The sequence below is a fragment of the Desulfobacter sp. genome (assembly GCA_028768525.1).
GTDB lineage: Bacteria > Desulfobacterota > Desulfobacteria > Desulfobacterales > Desulfobacteraceae > Desulfobacter.
The window spans coordinates 1,913,199-1,931,392 of record CP054837.1 but is presented as its reverse complement, the minus strand read 5'-3'; the positions used below and the strand labels follow the sequence as shown (position 1 = coordinate 1,931,392).

Annotated in this window: 14 protein-coding genes; all 14 read left to right on the top strand. The window is 54.1% G+C overall.

Features of this window, described 5'->3' with window-relative positions; genetic code table 11:
* Positions 1 to 133 precede the first annotated feature (133 nt).
* The 14 genes from HUN04_08885 to HUN04_08820 all read left to right on the top strand — a co-directional run bounded on the left by HUN04_08885 (position 134) and on the right by HUN04_08820 (position 17,983).
* On the top strand, positions 134 to 2,788 hold the full coding sequence (locus HUN04_08885; protein ID WDP89818.1) for a tetratricopeptide repeat protein: 2,655 nt from the start codon (positions 134 to 136) through the stop codon (positions 2,786 to 2,788).
* Between the two features lie 30 nt (positions 2,789 to 2,818).
* Positions 2,819 to 4,189 carry a sigma-54-dependent Fis family transcriptional regulator gene (locus HUN04_08880; protein ID WDP89817.1) on the top strand — a complete coding sequence of 457 codons (1,371 nt, stop codon included), beginning with the start codon at positions 2,819 to 2,821 and terminating at the stop codon, positions 4,187 to 4,189.
* Positions 4,190 to 4,305: 116 nt separating this feature from the next.
* Positions 4,306 to 4,719 (top strand): flagellar basal body rod protein FlgB, encoded by a 414-nt coding sequence (gene flgB, locus HUN04_08875; protein ID WDP89816.1) that lies wholly within the window; start codon positions 4,306 to 4,308, stop codon positions 4,717 to 4,719.
* Positions 4,720 to 4,722: 3 nt separating this feature from the next.
* The gene (gene flgC / locus HUN04_08870; GenBank protein ID WDP89815.1) at positions 4,723 to 5,223 is read left to right on the top strand and encodes a flagellar basal body rod protein FlgC; all 501 of its coding nucleotides are present in this window, start codon (positions 4,723 to 4,725) and stop codon (positions 5,221 to 5,223) included.
* A 29-nt stretch (positions 5,224 to 5,252) separates the two neighbouring features.
* On the top strand, positions 5,253 to 5,549 hold the full coding sequence (gene fliE / locus HUN04_08865) for a flagellar hook-basal body complex protein FliE (GenBank protein ID WDP89814.1): 297 nt from the start codon (positions 5,253 to 5,255) through the stop codon (positions 5,547 to 5,549).
* 18 nt (positions 5,550 to 5,567) lie between these two features.
* Entirely contained in the window at positions 5,568 to 7,283 is a 1,716-nt protein-coding gene (fliF, locus tag HUN04_08860; GenBank protein WDP89813.1) for a flagellar M-ring protein FliF, read from the top strand.
* A gap of 3 nt (positions 7,284 to 7,286) precedes the next feature.
* Positions 7,287 to 8,300 carry a flagellar motor switch protein FliG gene (fliG, locus tag HUN04_08855; GenBank protein WDP89812.1) on the top strand — a complete coding sequence of 338 codons (1,014 nt, stop codon included), beginning with the start codon at positions 7,287 to 7,289 and terminating at the stop codon, positions 8,298 to 8,300.
* Positions 8,287 to 9,285: a flagellar biosynthesis/type III secretory pathway protein gene (locus HUN04_08850; GenBank protein WDP93221.1), complete on the top strand. Its 999-nt coding sequence runs from the start codon at positions 8,287 to 8,289 to the stop codon at positions 9,283 to 9,285. Before fliG ends, HUN04_08850 begins: the two co-directional genes overlap by 14 nt.
* Entirely contained in the window at positions 9,282 to 10,613 is a 1,332-nt protein-coding gene (locus HUN04_08845; protein WDP89811.1) for a FliI/YscN family ATPase, read from the top strand. The genes HUN04_08850 and HUN04_08845 overlap by 4 nt, the downstream gene beginning before the upstream one ends.
* Before the next feature lie 9 nt (positions 10,614 to 10,622).
* Complete coding sequence (fliJ, locus tag HUN04_08840) at positions 10,623 to 11,081, top strand: flagellar export protein FliJ (GenBank protein WDP89810.1); 459 nt, start codon at positions 10,623 to 10,625, stop codon at positions 11,079 to 11,081.
* On the top strand, positions 11,068 to 11,700 hold the full coding sequence (locus tag HUN04_08835; GenBank protein WDP89809.1) for a hypothetical protein: 633 nt from the start codon (positions 11,068 to 11,070) through the stop codon (positions 11,698 to 11,700). The genes fliJ and HUN04_08835 overlap by 14 nt, the downstream gene beginning before the upstream one ends.
* A 247-nt stretch (positions 11,701 to 11,947) precedes the next feature.
* The gene (locus HUN04_08830) at positions 11,948 to 13,759 is read left to right on the top strand and encodes a flagellar hook-length control protein FliK (GenBank protein WDP89808.1); all 1,812 of its coding nucleotides are present in this window, start codon (positions 11,948 to 11,950) and stop codon (positions 13,757 to 13,759) included.
* Positions 13,760 to 13,987: 228 nt separating this feature from the next.
* Positions 13,988 to 15,097, top strand: coding sequence for a flagellar hook capping protein (locus tag HUN04_08825; GenBank protein WDP89807.1), 1,110 nt, complete (start codon positions 13,988 to 13,990; stop codon positions 15,095 to 15,097).
* 45 nt (positions 15,098 to 15,142) lie between these two features.
* Positions 15,143 to 17,983, top strand: coding sequence for a flagellar hook-basal body complex protein (locus tag HUN04_08820; protein ID WDP89806.1), 2,841 nt, complete (start codon positions 15,143 to 15,145; stop codon positions 17,981 to 17,983).
* Positions 17,984 to 18,194: the final 211 nt, after the last annotated feature.

Sequence of the window (18,194 nt, the reverse complement as noted above, 5' to 3'; positions counted from 1 at the left end):
TCCCGGGTTGTTAAGACGGTCTCCGGGCTTTTATTTGCCGGTCTGGTCTGATATGATATGCGTGTAAGGGACATGGCATATTATTTGCTTTCTTAATTCTCCAACTATTAACCCACAGGGATAAAAATACGTTATGAGAGAATTAGCAACCACGTATCGGGGTGTATTTTTCAGGGCGGTGCTTCTTATGGCGCTTTTCTGGGGCTATCCCGGTGCAGCCATGGCAAAATATCCCCTTGTTAAAACCATGCTGATTAAAGGTTCCCCCCTGTCCGTGGAATTTGAAGTCACCGGTAAAGCCCCGGTCAAGGTGATACGCATCAGTGAAAAAGAAGTGCTGATTGCCCTGAAAAATGTGGCCCTGGCCAAGGGGTTCCAAGTGAAAGGGAAAAACAATCCAGCCTTAAGCGCCGTTAATGTGGAAACCCTGGATGGAAATGTGGTGGCCGTGGTTCTGGCAGCCAAAAAGGCCTATGACAAAATCGAGTCATCCTTTAATTCCTCCAATACCCGGCTGACCGTGGGCCTGGAAGCGCTTGCCCCGGCCCCAATGCCGGTTCCGGAGCCAGAGAAGCCCAAGGCTGTACCGGCACCCCAGGAAACTGGGAAAAAACAGGTCCCGCCGCCCCCGGAAAGCGAAGTCTCAGAAACCTCTGCTGCCCCGGAGCCGGCCGAGAAAGCGCCTGCACCCAAGCCGGCGCCGGTAAGGGCAGTTGAAAAGCCTGCAGCACAGCCGGCCCCACCCAAGCCCAAAGCCAAACCCAAACCCAAACCGGTGCCCAAGGCCGTCCCGAAAGCCAAACAGGCTGCTGCGCCTAAGGCGCCGCCTGTGTATGTGCCCCCAAAACGGACGCGGAGCGAGTTCCGTGGAGATATCAGCGATATCCACAGGGGGAAGGATCCCATGATGGGCTGCGATTCAAAGGCCGTTGACCGGGCCGTACTGCTCATTAAAAAGGATTTGTACAAGGATGCATACAAGGTCCTGGACCAGTACATGTTCCAGGAGAATTTCGCCTGCCTGGAACAGGTCTATTATCTTAAAGCCTATACCTACTATAAGAGCATAGAGGATGAAGATTTTGCCAAACTGATCAGGGCGGAACGGATGTTCCAGGATGCACTGGTTTCCTATTCCCAGTCCAATTATGTGCCCTTTGCCTATGCCGCCATGGGGATGATTCAGTCCCGGCTGAAGAACAATTCGGCCGCAGAAGGTTATTTTAATATCGTGCGCAAGGCCTATCCCGATTACACCGGCATGCCGGAAATCGAATACTATCTTGCAACCATCTATGATGAAAAGGGATATACGGACAAGGCCCTGCGGATGTATAAAAAGGTGTTCCAGTCCCCCCTGGACAATAGCTATATCACCGATGCCGGCGTGGGATACGGCAAGGCCCTCTTCCGCAAGAGACAGTATTTTGATTCCCTGAGCGTGCTTAACTATGTGGTGAAAAACGACATCAAAAAGGTGTATGAATCTTCAGACCTGCTTCTCTATACCGGGGATGCAAATTTTGAACTGGGGTTGAGCCGCGGGGCCCGGGAAAGTTATATGCGGGTGATGAACCTTTTTCCGGACATCCCCAACCGGGATATGCTGCTCTCCAAGGTGGGGGATGCATTCAGCATGGAGAATAAGGATAAAAAGGCCCTGAAAATCTATGAGCTGGTCCGGGAAAAATTCCCGGATACCCCGGGGTTTATCAATGCTTCCATCGGCATCGCCCGCTACCTGAAAACCGATCCTGAAAAAATAGAAATCTACCAGATGGTGAAAACCCGGTTTCCGGACAATACCTATGCCAGAATCGCCATGATGCGCCTGGCGGAAATTTATCAGAAGCAGGGGGAGTATGATAAATGCATCAAGGAAATTGAAGACCTGCTTTCCACCCACCCGAGGGGATTGCGCTACGAAGCGGTGAAGCTGATGCAGCGTGCCTATGAGGCCCTTTTTAAAGAACAGCTCAAAAACGATGAATATACCTCGGTGTTAAACCGGTATGAACAGGAATCCGTTAAGCTGGACAAGATGAGCAGCCGACTCATCGCTTTTAGGGTGGGCATGGCTTATCTTAGGGCGGACCTTTATGAAGAGGCATTCAACCAGCTGATTTCCGCCTATAAAAGGTATAAGCGGGCGCGGCGCCCTGCGGAACTGCTCTACGGCCTGGGCGTGGCCATGGATGAGTCCGGCAGGGATGAGGATGCCTTGAAATTGCTGTCCTCCTTTTCCAAGCGGTTCCCCAAGCATAAAGACCGGGCCGCCGTCCTGACCCGCATGGGGCGTATTTATATTGAAAAAAAGAATTTGAGCAGGGCCGACGCCCAGTTTAAAAAAGCCTATGTCGCTGCTAAAAATTCCTTTGACCGGGGCGGCATCCTCATGTATCACTCTCAGGTGTATGAGAAAAAAGGGGACCTGAAGACCTCTTCAGCACTTTTGGAACGGGCGGTGAAAGCCTATGCTTCGGCCAAGGGCAACCATTATGAAGAACTGACCGATTCCTATAAAACCCTGGGCAATACCTATCTGGATATGAAATCCTATGTAAGGGCGGCCGAGGCCTATGCCAAGGCCCTGGATTTTTCTCAAGGGGACCGGGCCAAGGCCAATATCGGTTTTTTGCTGGGGGATGCCTATCAAAAGGGAAATGTCCTGGATAAGGCAAAGCAGACCTTTGAGCATGTGGCCCAGACCTATGATTCAGTATGGGCCCGGCTGGCTCAGCAACGTCTGAGCACCCTTGACCTGGCCGGAAAGATGATCAACTCCTAAAGGATAAGAAAAGGATAAGATAGCCCGACAATGCCTGGACAGAGAGTATTCCTCATCATTGAAAATCCAAAAGACAGGATGAATTACACGGCCCTGCTGGAGGGGTTGGGCTTTCTGGTGGATGCCGTGCCCGACGGCGGTTCTGCATCTGCCCTTCTTAATGAGAACAAGCCCCGGATCGTGGTGGCCGATGACGCCACTCCGGATTTTTCAGCCCTTGAATTTTTAAAGGCGGCGGATGCCGCCCATCCGCAGTGCCGAACCATTATCATCACCCCCGAGCCGGATGTGGATTATGCCGTGGCCCTGATGAAAGCCGGGGCCGTGGATTACCTTATTAAGCCGGTGGATCCCCGGCAGCTTGAACTCAGTGTCCGCAAGGCCCTGACAATGGGAGGGGCGGAGGCGGCCCCGGCACGTGAAAAAAAATCCTCTCAAAAAAAGAAAAAGGTCCGGATTATCACCAGCGATACCAAAATGAAGCAATTGCTGGGCCTTGCGGAACGGGTGGCCGATTCCAGCGCTTCTGTCCTCATCCAGGGGGAGAGTGGTACGGGCAAGGAATTGTTTGCCCGGTTCCTCCATGAAAAAAGCGGGCGCAGGGACCGGCCCTTTATTGCAGTGAACTGTGCGGCCCTGCCGGAAAACCTTTTGGAAAGTGAATTGTTCGGCCATGAAAAAGGAGCCTTTACAGGCGCCCTGTCCAGAAAGATAGGCAAATTCGAACTGGCGGACAAGGGCACCCTGTTTCTGGATGAGATCACGGAAATGCAGTTCCATCTGCAGTCCAAGCTGCTGCGGGTTCTCCAGGAAAAGGTGGTGGACCGTGTGGGCGGCACCCAGTCCGTTGATGTGGATGTCCGTGTCATTGCCACCACCAACCGGGATGCCAAATCCGCAGTGGACAATAAAGAGTTCAGGGAGGATCTGTTTTACCGGCTCAACACCATCCCCCTGGTAATTCCTCCCCTGAGGGAACGGTTCGGCGATATGAATCTGCTCTGTGAGTTTTTCATTGAGAAATACTGTCGGATTGACGGGCGGGACGTCAGAGGATTGACGCCGGAGGCCGTGGCCCAGCTGTCGGCCCATGGATTCCCTGGCAATGTCCGGGAACTGGAAAATATTATCCACCGGGCAGTGCTGCTGGCCCAGTCCGACCGGATCACCCCCCAGGATCTGCTCATGGACGGGGTGGCTCCGGCGACGGGACTGACCGCTGAAACCCACGAAGAACAGGCCTTTGAGGTTCCCGCCGGCTCCTTGAAAGAGATGGAGCAGAAGATGATTTTCAAGACCCTTGACACCACTGAGGGCAACCGCACCCACGCTGCGAAGATTCTCGGTATCAGCGTCCGCACCCTGCGAAACAAACTCAACGAATATAAAGAAACTTCCTGATTTAAAACCCGGCATGTAAATTGCATTTTGTCTTTCCAGTAGTTTGTTTATGATGTTTTGATCTGGTTTGCCCTTTTATCTCGGGGCAGCCACAGGAACAAGGGAGCATTGGAAAGATGGCAGATTCGAGAATCTTCGGTCGTACCCACCAGATGATATCCAAAAGCCTGGATATCTCTGCCAAACGGCATAATTTGATTTCAAGCAATATCGCCAATATGGATACCATCGGGTACACCCCCAGCGACCTGGATTTCCAGAGCGCCCTGAAGCGGGCCATGACCGGCTCCGAACCCGACTATATGGCGAAGACCCATGAAAAACACCTTTCCTTTAACGATGGCCGCCGTCCCTATGAGGTGCGGGGGGAAGACAGCGAGGATGTGGATATCCACCATCTGGATTCGGTGAACATCGATACCGAGATGATGCACCTGATGGAAAACAATATCAAATATAAATCAACCGCGGAGATGCTGCTGAGAAAGGCGGCCATCCTCAATTACGCCATTGAAGAAGGAGGTAAATAATCCATGGATTTGATGAATGCGGCAAAAATCAGCGGCACAGCCCTGGCGGCCCACCGGACGAAGCTCAACGTGATTGCCGAGAACCTGGCCAACGTGGATACCACCCGCACTGAAGAGGGCGGGCCCTACCGCCGGAAAATGGTGGTATTCAAGGGCTCCTCCATTGATTCCTTTGAAAGCGTGATCGAAAAAAATATGAAGAAAAAACAAGTCGGCGGGCCCATTGAGTTTTCCCCCATTGAATTGGACGGAGAGGTGAAACCGAATAAGGGCGACGGGGTGAAGGTGGATCAGATCGTCCGGTCCCAGGAAGATTTTGCCCTGGTATACAATCCGGCCCATCCCGATGCAGATCCGGATACCGGATACGTGAAAATGCCCAATGTGGACCATCTGACCGAAATTGCGGATATGATGGTGGCACGAAGGAGCTATGAAGCCAGTGTTACGGCCTTATCCACCACCAAGGACATGGTGGCCAAGGCTCTGGAAATCGGCAAATAAGGACCAGCAGATAAGTTTAGGAGATGGACATGGCCGGTATAAACAAAATTAATTCGGGAATGACCAACCTTCACCGGGAACCGGTGAACAAGCGGGTGGAGCGGCGGAATCCGGAATTTTCCCAGCGGTTGAAATCCGCTGTCCTCGAAGTAAATGACAAACAGCACATTGCCGACGATTCCGTGGAAGCCGTAATCCAGGGCCGCATGGGTATCCATGAAGGGATGTTGGCCTTGGGCAAGGCAAGCACCACCCTCAAAGTGCTGGCCCAGGTGAGAAACAAGGCCATGACGGCCTATAATGAAATCATGCGCATGCAGGTATAGTAAGGAGCAGCCGGTTTTATGAACCCCGTAGTCGAAAGAATCATAACGACCTTAAAGGAATTGTCCCTGGTCCGTAAAATCATTCTGGGGGTGCTGGTACTCTCCGTGATTGCCGGATTCACCACCATGTTCATCTGGACCAACAAGACCCAGTTCAAGGCCGCATACACCGGTTTGACCCGGGAGGACGCCGCTGCCGTGGTCGAGCACCTCAAATCCGCCAATACCCCCTACCGGATCACCGGAGACGGCACCACCATCATGGTGCCTGAATCCATTGTTTATGATGTCCGGCTGTCCATGGCCAAGGAAGGGATTCCCAAAGGCGGGGGCGTGGGGTATGAAATTTTTGATAAGACTGAATTCGGCACCACCGAGTTTGTCCAGAAAATCAACAAGAAACGGGCACTTCAGGGAGAACTGGCCCGGACCATCAAGGCCTTTGACGAGGTGAAAAACGCCAGGGTGATGATCGTGCTGCCCAAGGAATCGGTGTTTGTGGAGGAAACCAAACAGCCCTCGGCCTCTATCCTGCTGGAACTCAATTCAGATCTGGACAAGGAAAAGGTGGCCTCCATCGCCCATCTGGTGGCCTCTGCGGTCCAGGATCTCACCCCCAAGTTGGTCACCATCGTGGATACGGCGGGGCGGATTCTTTTCGAGGGCAAATCCGAAGAAGAGCAGGCGCGGATTGATGCGGAGAACCTGGCCGATGCCCAATACCAGTACAAGGTCAGGTTTGAGGAAAACCTCACCCGCAGGATCCAGACCATGCTGGAGCGCATCGTGGGCAAGGACAAGGCCATTGTCCGGGTGACCACGGAGATGGATTTTTCCAAAAATAATATGAATGAGGAGATCTACGATCCCTTTGAACGGGGCGGGGAGTTTATCAGAAGCCGGAAAAACAAAGCGGAAAAAGTGGTCCAGGTCACCGAGGATATCGGTATCCCCTCCAGCGTCAATCCCATTACAGATGAAAATCCGCCCGGAGAGCAGACCAACGAGCGGGTAAACAAAAGCGACGATACGGTCAACTATGAAATTTCAAGGCGGGTTCGGGAGACCCAGAAGCCCATGGCAACCCTGACCCGGGTTTCCGTGGCCGCCGTGGTGGACGGCCGGTACGAATTCAAAACCAATGAGGCCGGAGAGACCAGCCGGGCCTATGTGCCCAGGTCCGTTGAGGAGATGAACCAGTTCAAGAATATTGTGGTCAATGCCATGGGCTACAATGAAGACCGCAGCGACCAGGTGTCCATGGAATGCTTCCCCTTTGCTCCCATCGGCGAGCTGGACGGGGCCGCGCCCAAGCTCACGGGCTGGAAAATGGTCCAGAAGGAATATGGCCGGCTTATTGCCAACCTTCTGCTGGTTCTGGTATTATTCCTCTTCATTATCCGTCCCATTATCAAGACGGTGAAGGATATCAAGGTCACTGTGGAACAGGAAGCCCTGCCGTCGCCCGAGGAACTGGCCCTGCTTGAGGAAGAGGAAAAACAGCCCAAGTTCGAGGAAATGGATGCGGATCAGCAGCGCGAATTCCTTGAAATGATGACCGAAGACCAGAAAGAGGAATTCATCAGAAAGATGACGGTCAGCGAGCGGGCCGCTTATCTGGCCAATATGCCGCCAACGGAAAAGGCCAGATTCTACGCCAACCAGGATCTGTTCAAGACGGTGAACATCATCAAGGGATGGGTCAGCGAAACCACAGAGGAAGAAGAGGACTAAACCATGGCAAAGGATTTTGATCCGAAAAATTTGACCGGCTGCCAGAAAGCCGCCGTGTTTCTCATGGTCATGGGGGAGGTTTACGCCACCTCGGTGTTCGAGAAAATGACGGAGCAGGAGATTGCGGATATCGCCTTTGAAATGTCCAAGATCGATCACATCACCCCGGAAATGCTCAAAGGGGTATCCGAGGAATTTGTGGAAAAATTCGAAGGGGATACCAAAATGATCGTGGAGGGGGATACCTTTATCAAGAACGTGGTGTCCAAGACCCTCAAGGAAAACGAGGCCAAAGCCATCCTGGAAGACCTGGAAAAGAAAAAACAGGACAAGCCCTTTATCTGGAGCCGGAATGTCAATGTCGGCACCCTGGCTGCCTATGTGGAAGGGGAGCATCCCCAGACCATCGCCATGATCCTGGCCCACATGCCGGCGGAAATCTCCTCGGAAATTTTGATGACGCTGCCCGACGAGCAGAAGGGTGATATTGCCATGCGTATTGCCAAACTGGGACAGATATCCGAGGATGTGGTCCGGGATGTGGACCGGGCCCTGAAGTATGAACTCTCCGGAGCCGTAGGTCCCGGGGGCAAGGCCGGCGGCCTGGAAGTGCTGGTGGATATCATCAATGGGGTGGATAAATCCACCGAAGATTCGGTCATGGAATATGTGGAAGAAGATGATGCCGAAATGGCCAACGAAATCCGGAACCTCATGTTTGTATTTGAGGATCTCACCGGTATAGACGATACGGCCATGAGGGAAATCCTCAAGAAGGTTGAAGGCCAGCAGCTTACCTACGCCCTGAAGACCGCCACCGAAGAGATGAAGGACAAGATATTCTCCAACCTCTCCCAGCGGGCCGGTGAAATGCTTAAAGACGACCTTGAGGCCATGGGGCCTGTCCGCCTGGCCGAAGTTGAAGAGGCCCAGCAGGCAGTGGTCCGGGCAGCCAAGGAGCTTGAGGCCGACGGCACCATAACCCTGGGCAAAGGAAAGGATGATGTCCTTGTCTGATAAGAATACACCCAATACGGTTCCGGACGATGGGTTCAAGCCAATGGATCTGGGGGCCCTGGAGAGTTTTGAAAAGGAAGTCTCGGTAAAATCCCCGGAAACCGAACCGGATTACGACAGGTTCAAGCTCCTGTTCGATCCGGAGGAGGAGGAAAAAGAGGAGGAAGTCTCCTTTGAGGCGCTTTATAAGGTAACCCGTGAAATCAAGCAGGAGTTGTTCGAGCCCCTGATAGAGGGGACGGATACGGAAGAAAATGGTGCACCGGACACGACGCCGGACCCGGAATCGGATTCGTCAGAGGGTCGGGATGCCCCGCCGGAAAAAACTCCGGAAGAGCTGGGATTTGAACAGGGATACCAGGACGGGCTTGCCCGGGGACAGGAAGAGGGCAGGGCTGCTGGGGAAACCAAAGGCTTTGAGGAGGGCTTTGCCAAGGGAGAGGCCCAGGGCAGGGAAAAAGGAGAGGCCGACGGGTTTGCCAAGGGCCAGGAAGAGGGCTTTCAGCAGGGCCTGGAAGAGGGGCTTGAGGCCGGCCGAACTGAGGTCCGTGCCCAGACCGAGGATGTCCTGGGGCCTTTGAAAGAGAGCCTGGAAACCGCGGACGGGCTGTTGGACCGGATGCTGGTACGGTATGAGGGGCAACTCATTGAACTGGTATATAAAATTGCAGAAAAAGCTGTGGCCGCCAAGGTGGATACCGATGACGAAATCGTCCGTCACACCATTATTGATGCCATGAAAGGCCTTGTGGCCCCGGAAGAGATCACCCTCAATGTCTCCACTGAAGATTATGAGTATGTGGAAATGGTTAAAGAGGTCTTTTTCGAATCCATCCGCTCGTTGAATCATGTGGCTGTGAATTCTGATCCCATGATTCCCAAGGGGGGATGCCGCATCGAAAGTGCCGGGGCCGTCATTGCCACGGATCCGGAATCAAAGCTGGCCGCAGTTTATGATGCGGTGGTGGGGGCCTCCCGGTCATGAGAGCGGATCTTTTTGACCGGGTGGATTTTTCCCGATACCTCAGGGCGGTGGCGGGTGCCAGAACCGTTGTGCCAGAAGGACGGGTTTCACAGGTCATCGGCCTCATCGCCGAAGGGGACAGCTTAGGCCTTGGCGTGGGCGGGGTCTGCAATATCATCAATGACCAGGGCCTGGCCGTCATGGCTGAGGTTGTCGGTTTCAAGGGCGAAAAAGCCCTGTTCATGCCCTTTGGCGATATGCGGGGCATCAGCCTGGGTAGCCGGATTCTTCCCGTGGCCTCCTCCCCCATGGTGGGGGTTTCAGACGCCATGCTGGGCCGGGTGGTGGACGGCATGGGCAATCCCATTGACGGGAAAGGCCCCATTCCGGCGGACCACAGCTACTATCTCTACGGCAAGCCCCTGGGGCCCCTGGAGCGGAAAACCATTAGAGAACCGCTGGATGTGGGCATCGGCGCCATAAATTCCATGATTACCCTGGGCCGGGGCCAGCGGGTGGCCATCATGGCCGGTTCCGGTGTGGGCAAAAGTGTGCTCATGGGCATGATGACCAAGCATACGGCTGCGGATGTGGTGGTCATCGGACTTATCGGGGAGCGGGGCCGGGAGGTCAAGGATTTTGTGGAAGATACCCTGGGGCCCGCAGGGCTGCGCCGGGCCGTGGTGGTGGCCGCCACCTCGGATTCCCCGCCCCTGACCCGTATGCGGGGGGCCTATCTTGCCACCACCATTGCCGAATATTTCAGGGACCAGGGAAAGAATGTCCTGCTCATGGTGGATTCCATCACCCGGTTTGCCATGTCCTCCAGGGATGTGGGCCTGGCCGCCGGCGAACCTCCCACCACCCGGGGATACACCCCTTCCTTTTTTGTCCAGATCCCCATCCTTCTGGAGCGGGCCGGATGCCTTGAAAGCGGGGGCTCCATTACCGGTATTTATACCACCCTGGTGGAAGGGGACGACATGAATGATCCGGTGGGGGATACGGTCCGTTCCATTGTGGACGGCCATATCGTCCTTTCCAGGGATTTGGCCAACCGGGGGCATTATCCGGCCATCGATGTGATGGCCAGTGTATCCAGGGTCATGCGGGATGTGAGCACCCAAGACCACATGGCCGTGAGGGATAAGGCCGTGGCAATAATGGCGGCATATAAAAGTGCCGAAGATATGATCTCCATCGGGGCCTATGTGGACGGTTCCGACCCCAATGTGGACCAGGCCAAGCGGCTCATGCCCAGGATCAACCAGTTCCTGCGCCAGCAGATTGAGGCCGGCATGGACCACAAGTCCAGTGTCGCAGGACTCAGCGCTGCCCTGGAAGTTTAGGGGGATGGCATGAAACGGTTTGAATTCAAACTTCAGTCCCTGCTCAATTACAGGAAACACCTGGAACAACAGGCCCGCCAGGATATGGCCAGGGCCGTGGCGGATGTCACCGCCTGCGAAAAGGGCATTGCAGACATGAAGCAGAATCGGCTGGATGCCGAAGGCCGCCTTGACCGGCTGGTGGAAAAAGGGATTCCCTCAAATGAGTTCCGCAGCCACTACGCCTATCTGTCCGGCCTGGACCAAACCATTGTCAGCGAACGGGACCGCAAAAGGTACCTTGAAAAGGTGGTGGCGGAAAAAAGAAAAATTCTTAAGCAAAGAACCATTGACAAAAAAGCCATGGAACGGTTACGTGAGAGGCGGGCTGAGGAATATACCCGTGAAATGCTCAGGGAAGAGCAGAAGGGGCTTGATGAGATCTCAGCCATAAAAACCGCAAGGGAGGCTTTGAATGGGCAGTCGTAAATATATCTATCTGATGGTTGCTGTGGTGATGCTGGTAAGCTGGGGCGGGAGTGGCACCGGCGGTAATCCCTTCTTTGACGGGGGCTCCACTGCCTTTGCCGCCGATGAGGAAAAAAAAGAGACCGCCAAGGAAGGGGAGAAAGCAGAAGAAGAGGGAAAGCCTGCCCCCTGTCCCGAGTGTCCTGAATGCCCGGACCCGGCCAAGGTCGTACTCAGGGGGCTTGAAGAGAAGAGGCTGGCTGTTGACGCTGAATCCCAGCGTCTGATCCGGGAAAAAAAAGAGCTTGAAAACTATGAAGCCCAGATCGATGAGAAACTGGCTGCCCTGGCCGAGCTGAAAAAACAGATAAACGACGATCTGGCAAAGCTGGAGCGAAAAAAGAGCCAGGCTGAACTGGATAAGGAAGCAGCCTTTGAGGCCAAAATGAACCGGCTGGTAAAAATGTATGCCGGCATGAAACCCAAGGCCGCGGCATTGATCGTGGATAAGATGGCACTTGAGGTGGCCCAGGAAATCTTTGTACGGATGCGGGAAGCGTCGGCTTCCCAGATTCTTTCGTTCGTGGATTCTGCAAAAGCGGCAAAGATCAGCGAACGCCTCGCCTTTAAACGCAAGTAATCCCTCCCCCAATACCCTTTGTCCTGCCTCGTCTTTTTCCGGGCATTCCGGCATGGTCATAATTTGCCGGAATGCCCGGTAATTTTTTCCAAAATTCGGTGCCGGGTATTGGAGATGAATCGAAATGTTTTTTATCCAACTATCTGAAAATTATAGCAAAAACTCTCTTTAATCCGATTTGGCATGATCATTGCCTCTTTAGGGAACTGATAATTTGTTTTTACAGGATTTTAAGGATAGGTGCCCTATGGACATGATGTTTGCCTTTGCCGATATGAAATCAGCAGTTTCCAACCTGGCGGCCCGTAACGCTTCAAATTTGGGGAACCCGTCTGCCGGGACAGGATCGGCTGGCCGGGCCGTTGAAGACACCGGCTCAAACCTGGATGCATTTGCGGCCAGGTTCAAAAAGGCCGTGGGGAAGCTTGAGGCGGTGGAACAGTCTTCCCAGGGGGCGGGCAAGGCGGAAAAACTTGTCGAAACCGGGGAAAATACCGAAACGACGACTTCGGCCGTTAAAAGCGGAAAGGCCTTTTTGGCCAGCCTGGAGGCCGCCCTTCTGAAAATTTCCGGGGGGGATCTCAATGGCGTCACCATGGATAGGGAGGGGCTGGATGCCCTGGAAAAACTCCTGGTCAAGGCCGGGTTCGACCCGGATGAGGTGGCCGAGGCCCTTGCGGGATTCAAAGAAAAGCTCGGGGCAGGGGAAAAGGAAATCAGCCTCGGTGATGTGATGAAAAGCCTTGATTCCCTGGAACCCGTGGACGGGGAGGATGCCGATGAAGATGTGTTCTTGGAAACCTCTTCCCTTCCGTTTATCGCAGCCCTCCTGGAGGAGTACCAAATCCCCAAGGATGTGGCGGCAGGCATCCTGGAAAAAGCGGACAGCGGCCAGAATGGGATCAACCTTAATACACTGGTGCAGGCACTTGAAAAGATGATGGAATCCGGCAGCCAGAGCGGCACTCCGTTGGAAATAACGGCGGACAGGTCTAAGGTAACGGAGCTCCTGGCCAGTGTAAATATGGCCTCAGCGGCAGAGGCGGTGGTGCAGGATATCGGCGCCGGGGCATCTGAAGGGGAGACCGTGACCCTTAAAGATCTGATTTCGATTTTTGATACCTATGCCAGATCCAAAACCAAAGATGTGCAGTCGATACAGCATGCTTCCCAATTGCCCCTGGCAGGCGGTGCCGGGGAAAACGGGGGAAAAGAATCGGCAGGTGCCTTGGTTGACAAGCTGTTCGCCTCCTTTACCCTGGCCAGTGAGGATCAAGACCTGTCCGGATTTTCCTTCCGTGAGGTCCGGGACCAGTTCAAAAATGATTTGCTGATTCCGAAAAAGAACGGGAAAAATAAAACCAGCCTCTTTGCAGCGGAACAGACGGGCGATACCTCCCGGACCGATACCGGCCTCAAGGAGATCAGCACTCCCGTGGCAAAGCAGGTGGCATCCGGGCTTTCCGGCCAGGGCCATGGCAGGCATGCCGCCGGAACGGAACATAAATCTGCGGACGCACAGGCGGACAAGGTCGATGTGCAGTCCGGGGACACAGCCGGGGCAAAGGCCGATACCAACAGCCCCTTGACCAGCCTTAGAACCAAATCCTCTGAACGGGCACTGCCCTCCTATGTGACCAACCAGGTAAACCGGAGTATTGTCCGGGCGGTGAACAATGGTGAGAGTACCCTCAAGATCCAGTTGAAGCCTGCGGAACTGGGACGGCTGATGCTCACCATCGATAATTCAGGCAACAGCATCAAGGTGAGCATCCTCACCGAGAACCAGGCGGCCAAAGATATACTGGCGTCCAATGTCAATGAACTGAGGACAACCCTTGCCTCAGCCGGCATCAGCCTGGACAGCTTTGATGTGGACATGAGCAGTGATTTCAGGCAGTCCATGGCCAATGCGGGCGGGCAGGCCGGCAACTTTAACCGTAAAGGCGGCAGGAATGCCGGCGGCGGATTGGGTGGTTCCAATGCCGAGGGCAGCGATGAGCCCCTTCCGCTTGCGCAGGAATCCGACCTGGACGGTTCATATCATTTTGTAGCCTAACCCTTTTTCCCCCCCTTAAAATTTCCCCAATAATCATCCGGTAATATTTTCCCATGGGCCGGGCCGCCCATGGGGAAATTTATTCCAAAAACAGGCTGAATCAAGACGAAAAATATCAAACTCTAATGATAACTTATTGAAAATAAAGCATAAATTTAAGAGAGGCGTGGCTGGCACAGACATTGCTCAATTAAGTTTGAAATTATTACCTGATTTGGAGAAAAAACAATGGCGGTTACATCAACTGGAAATGCCGGACTGGACAACATCGTATCATCATACACGCCGAGGGAAGACGAAACGGCCCAAAAGAATGATGCGCTGGGGCGGGACGCCTTTTTAACCATGCTGGTGGCCCAGCTTAAAAATCAGGACCCCCTGAATCCCATGGACGGTACTGATTTTTCAGCACAGCTGGCCCAGTTTTCACAATTGGAGCAGTTGATGAACCTGAATGAAACCATGGAAGGTGTGGCCGGCAATTCCGGAGGCGGTTCTTCCTCTGATATCATGGACTATATCGGTAAAGAGGTGGCGGGCAAGGTGGACACCATCGCCCTTCAGGACGGCACGGCTTCCAGCGGCTACTTCAGCATTGATACACCCGCAGAGGTGAAAGTCACCGTCACCGATGCCAAGGGAAATACCGTCAGGACATTCAACCTCGGCCAGCAGGAGGCCGGCGGCCACACCATTACCTGGGACGGCAAGGACAGCAGCGGGAAGATGGCCGACGACGGCACCTATACATATACGGTCAGCGCCAACTACGGGGCCGGGTTCACGGACCTTTCCTCAACCGTATCCGGGGAAGTACAGGGCGTTTCCTACAGTAACGGCAATGCCTTCCTGGTGGTCAATGGGGTGCTCATGGATCCGGCCTCTGTGGATGCGGTGCGGGACAAGGCCGAAACCTCCACTGAAAAACCCGAATCCCTGGTGGGCTACCTGGGCAAGACTGTTACCTCGGAGCAGCCCATTGTCCAGGTGGAAGACGGGGCCGTGGCGGGGACCGACCTGAGTTTCAATCTGGATCAGAAGGCCCTGGCCGTGCTCAATATCCTTGATGCCGCCGGCAACCTGGTCAAGACAGTGCAGATCAGCGAAGACCAGACCGTTGAAGGGGCCAATACCTATGAGTGGGACGGCACCGACAATTCCGGCGACAAAGTGGCCGACGGCCTTTACCAGTACCAGGTCATGTCCAGGGGGAAACTGGCCGACACCCCAGTCAATGAAGAGGTGGCCGGTATTAAGATTGTCAACGGCCAGCAGTTCCTGGAACTTAAGGACAGTTCACGGCTGCTGACACTGGACAGTGTGACGGGAATCAAATAGCGCTACAGGTTGCAAAAAAGATAAAATAAACAAAGAGAGGAAGTTATGTCTTTATCAAGTTCGCTTTTTACAGGTACCAGCGGGTTGAAAAACATGGGAAATGCCCTTCAGGTAACGGGTAACAATATTTCCAATATCAACACCGTGGGGTTTAAAAAGGGAAGAATGACCTTTGCGGACACCCTGTATGAAAGTGTGGCCACCCAGGCCGGGGCCGAACAGCTTGGCCGCGGCATGGCCGTAGGGGATGTGGCCCAGAATTTCAACCAGGGGTCTTTTGAGTCCACGGGCAATGCAACCGATCTTTCCATTGGCGGCAACGGTTTTTTCATCATGCGCCAGTCCAATTCGGAAAACCTGTACTATACCCGGGCGGGGAATTTTTATTTCGATAAAGGCGGGCAGCTCATCAACCCCGAAGGGTATATCGTTCAGGGGTGGGAACTCAACGATGACGGAGAGGATACCGGTTCCATCAAGGATATCGTGCTGCAGGCCTTTACCAGCCCCCCCAAGAAAAGCTCCCAGATCACGGCCATCACCAACCTGGATGCCGATGCCGCCAGCAAAGCCATTGTACTGTCCAATAACTGGGATTCCGGTGAGGATACCTACCTGCCCTCCAATAATTATGAATACCAGACCGTGACCAAGGTATACGATGCCCTGGGGTCCACCCATGACGTCAGTATCTTTTACGATAAAAAATCCGGCACTGAATGGGAATATGTGGTCACCTGCAATCCCGAAGAAGATAAGCGGGACCTGGTCCAGGGCACTGATTCCAAGGGGCTTCTGGCACGGGGGACCATCACCTTCAGCCAGAGCAGCGGTGACATCCTCGATTTCACCATGGATGAATTCACCGGCCGCCTGGGGAATTTTACGGCCAACGGGGTGAACACCGTCGACAATATCGAGTACAAGATCATGAACAGTGAGGCCATGGCCAAGGACGGATACGGGTTCAGCTTTGAATATGACGGGGCTGTCTGGCAGTTTGAAGACAAGGACAGGGACGGCTCCATTGATCCGGCCACTGAAAAACCCTCCAACTACCCCAATGCGGAAATCATCTACTCCGATAATGATGAGATCCATCTGGTCCTTGACCAGACCAGCCCGCCCAAAACCGATCCCGACCTTAAAATTCAGCTGGCCCAGGCGGCGGTGGCTACGGATTCCCTGGGATTTGACATCAACGACCCCAACAACCTCCATGTCCAGGGGATCGAAGGCACCCGGTATTTCGGCGAAACCGCCAACGACAACACCAAGCTTGAAATTAATGATCCCGGGGTGATGGATAAGGACTCCAAGGGACTGGGCATTATCTGGAATCCGTACGGCGGCACCGGAAACAGCGGCCAGTGGTATTGGTCCAATCCCGAGGTGGCTGCACAGCCCGCCTCCGCCCAGACACTGGTAACCGGTGTGAACATCACCGACGGCGGCGGCGGTGCCGTCACCACCACCACCTCCACCACGGCCATCGTCAATGCCCAGGATGTCTCCATGGTGGCATCGGGCATCAAACTGGCATATAACGGGACAAACTGGGAATGGAATGACGATATCAAGTCAGAGGATTTTACCTCCACCTTTACCTTTGTACCTAAAAACGATCCCAAGGTAACGGTGACCAGTGCGGGGAGCCAGGGCGCCTTTTCCACCACGGCCGGGCCCCAGCCCGAACTGCACTGGACCGGCAGTGTCTGGTCCACCATCACCACCGGTGTGTCCAATACGGCCAATATCGGCGGTAACGGCGCAGGTCTGGGCCGGATGGAGATTGTACCCTCCGCCTCAAATAACACCACAGTGGTATTCAGAACCTGGTATCTGGATGGCACGGCGCCGCCTTCTGCCAATCCCACAACGGTTCAGTATTCATTTTCCAGTGCCCTGAACACGGCCGCCGGACAGAATATCAAATTCGACATGGACCCCACCCCGCCCAGGGAATATGCCGACGCCGCCATCATCAATACCGGCGGCAGCGCAGTTTTCTCCATTGATTTTGACGGGGACAGCAGCCCTGACCTGACCTTTAACCCCTCGGCCGGCGGCGCCATCAATGCCAACAGCCATTTTGCCTTTAATACCGACCCCAACGTGCCCCCCGAGGAATATCCCGACGCCACCCTCAAGGGTGACCATGAAGAGGCGGTCATCGACCTGGACGGTTCTGGCAACGACGATGACAACGACGATATCCGGTTTACATTTACCAATGACCTGAAGTACGGGACCTCCACCCATCCCTATAATGACAGGAGCGAAATCGATTTTGATATCCTTGGCTCCACTGCCTGGACCACGATTAATAAGTCGGATATCGCCACCACCGGATATTACGGGTTTACCACGGATTTTCTGGGCGGTGATTTCGGTGCCACGGAAACCAAGATCGAGATGAATATCGGGACAAAATATGTGAACAATGCATTTGTTAACGATTCCCTGTCCACCACCCAGTATTCCAAGGCCTCCTCCACGATATTCCAGGATGCTGACGGCTATGCGGCCGGGGATCTGACACGGGTGCAGGTGGCCTCCGACGGGATAATGACAGGAATTTATTCCAACGGTCAGCTCATTCCCCTTTTCCGGGTGGGGCTGGCCAATTTCAGGAACAATTACGGTCTCTCCAACGAGGGGAGCAACCTTTTCATGGAAACCCGGGCCTCGGGTACGGCCATCACCAATAAGCCCGGTGAAAACGGCCTTGGCAATATTTCGCCCAACTCCCTTGAAATGTCCAACGTGGATATCTCAGAAGAGTTCGTGAATATGATCACCAACCAGCGGGGGTTCCAGGCCAACTCTAAAACCATCACCACCGTGGATGACATGATGCAGACCGTTATCCAGATGAAACGTTAGCCGATTCACGGCAGCCGTTCCCCCGGCTGCCCCTTTCTTTACAGCCGGAGCGGGCAGGTGCCCGCTCCGGCTGTTGCCGTCAAAACCATGACGGTTTTCTGCTCCTTTTGACGGCCCCGGCCTTGTCCGGGCCTGGGACGGGGACAGGAATAAAAAAAATATTTCCAAATTATTCCGGCCCATTCTATAATTCCTGCAGTACTGCACAGGT

Bases quoted from the DNA above. Each gene is read 5' to 3' on its own strand.
- HUN04_08885 (WDP89818.1), top strand. From the start codon at position 134: ATGAGAGAATTAGCAACCACGTATCGGGGTGTATTTTTCAGGGCGGTG.
- HUN04_08880 (WDP89817.1), top strand. From the start codon at position 2,819: ATGCCTGGACAGAGAGTATTCCTCATCATTGAAAATCCAAAAGACAGG.
- flgB (WDP89816.1), top strand. From the start codon at position 4,306: ATGGCAGATTCGAGAATCTTCGGTCGTACCCACCAGATGATATCCAAA.
- flgC (WDP89815.1), top strand. From the start codon at position 4,723: ATGGATTTGATGAATGCGGCAAAAATCAGCGGCACAGCCCTGGCGGCC.
- fliE (WDP89814.1), top strand. From the start codon at position 5,253: ATGGCCGGTATAAACAAAATTAATTCGGGAATGACCAACCTTCACCGG.
- fliF (WDP89813.1), top strand. From the start codon at position 5,568: ATGAACCCCGTAGTCGAAAGAATCATAACGACCTTAAAGGAATTGTCC.
- fliG (WDP89812.1), top strand. From the start codon at position 7,287: ATGGCAAAGGATTTTGATCCGAAAAATTTGACCGGCTGCCAGAAAGCC.
- HUN04_08850 (WDP93221.1), top strand. From the start codon at position 8,287: ATGTCCTTGTCTGATAAGAATACACCCAATACGGTTCCGGACGATGGG.
- HUN04_08845 (WDP89811.1), top strand. From the start codon at position 9,282: ATGAGAGCGGATCTTTTTGACCGGGTGGATTTTTCCCGATACCTCAGG.
- fliJ (WDP89810.1), top strand. From the start codon at position 10,623: ATGAAACGGTTTGAATTCAAACTTCAGTCCCTGCTCAATTACAGGAAA.
- HUN04_08835 (WDP89809.1), top strand. From the start codon at position 11,068: ATGGGCAGTCGTAAATATATCTATCTGATGGTTGCTGTGGTGATGCTG.
- HUN04_08830 (WDP89808.1), top strand. From the start codon at position 11,948: ATGGACATGATGTTTGCCTTTGCCGATATGAAATCAGCAGTTTCCAAC.
- HUN04_08825 (WDP89807.1), top strand. From the start codon at position 13,988: ATGGCGGTTACATCAACTGGAAATGCCGGACTGGACAACATCGTATCA.
- HUN04_08820 (WDP89806.1), top strand. From the start codon at position 15,143: ATGTCTTTATCAAGTTCGCTTTTTACAGGTACCAGCGGGTTGAAAAAC.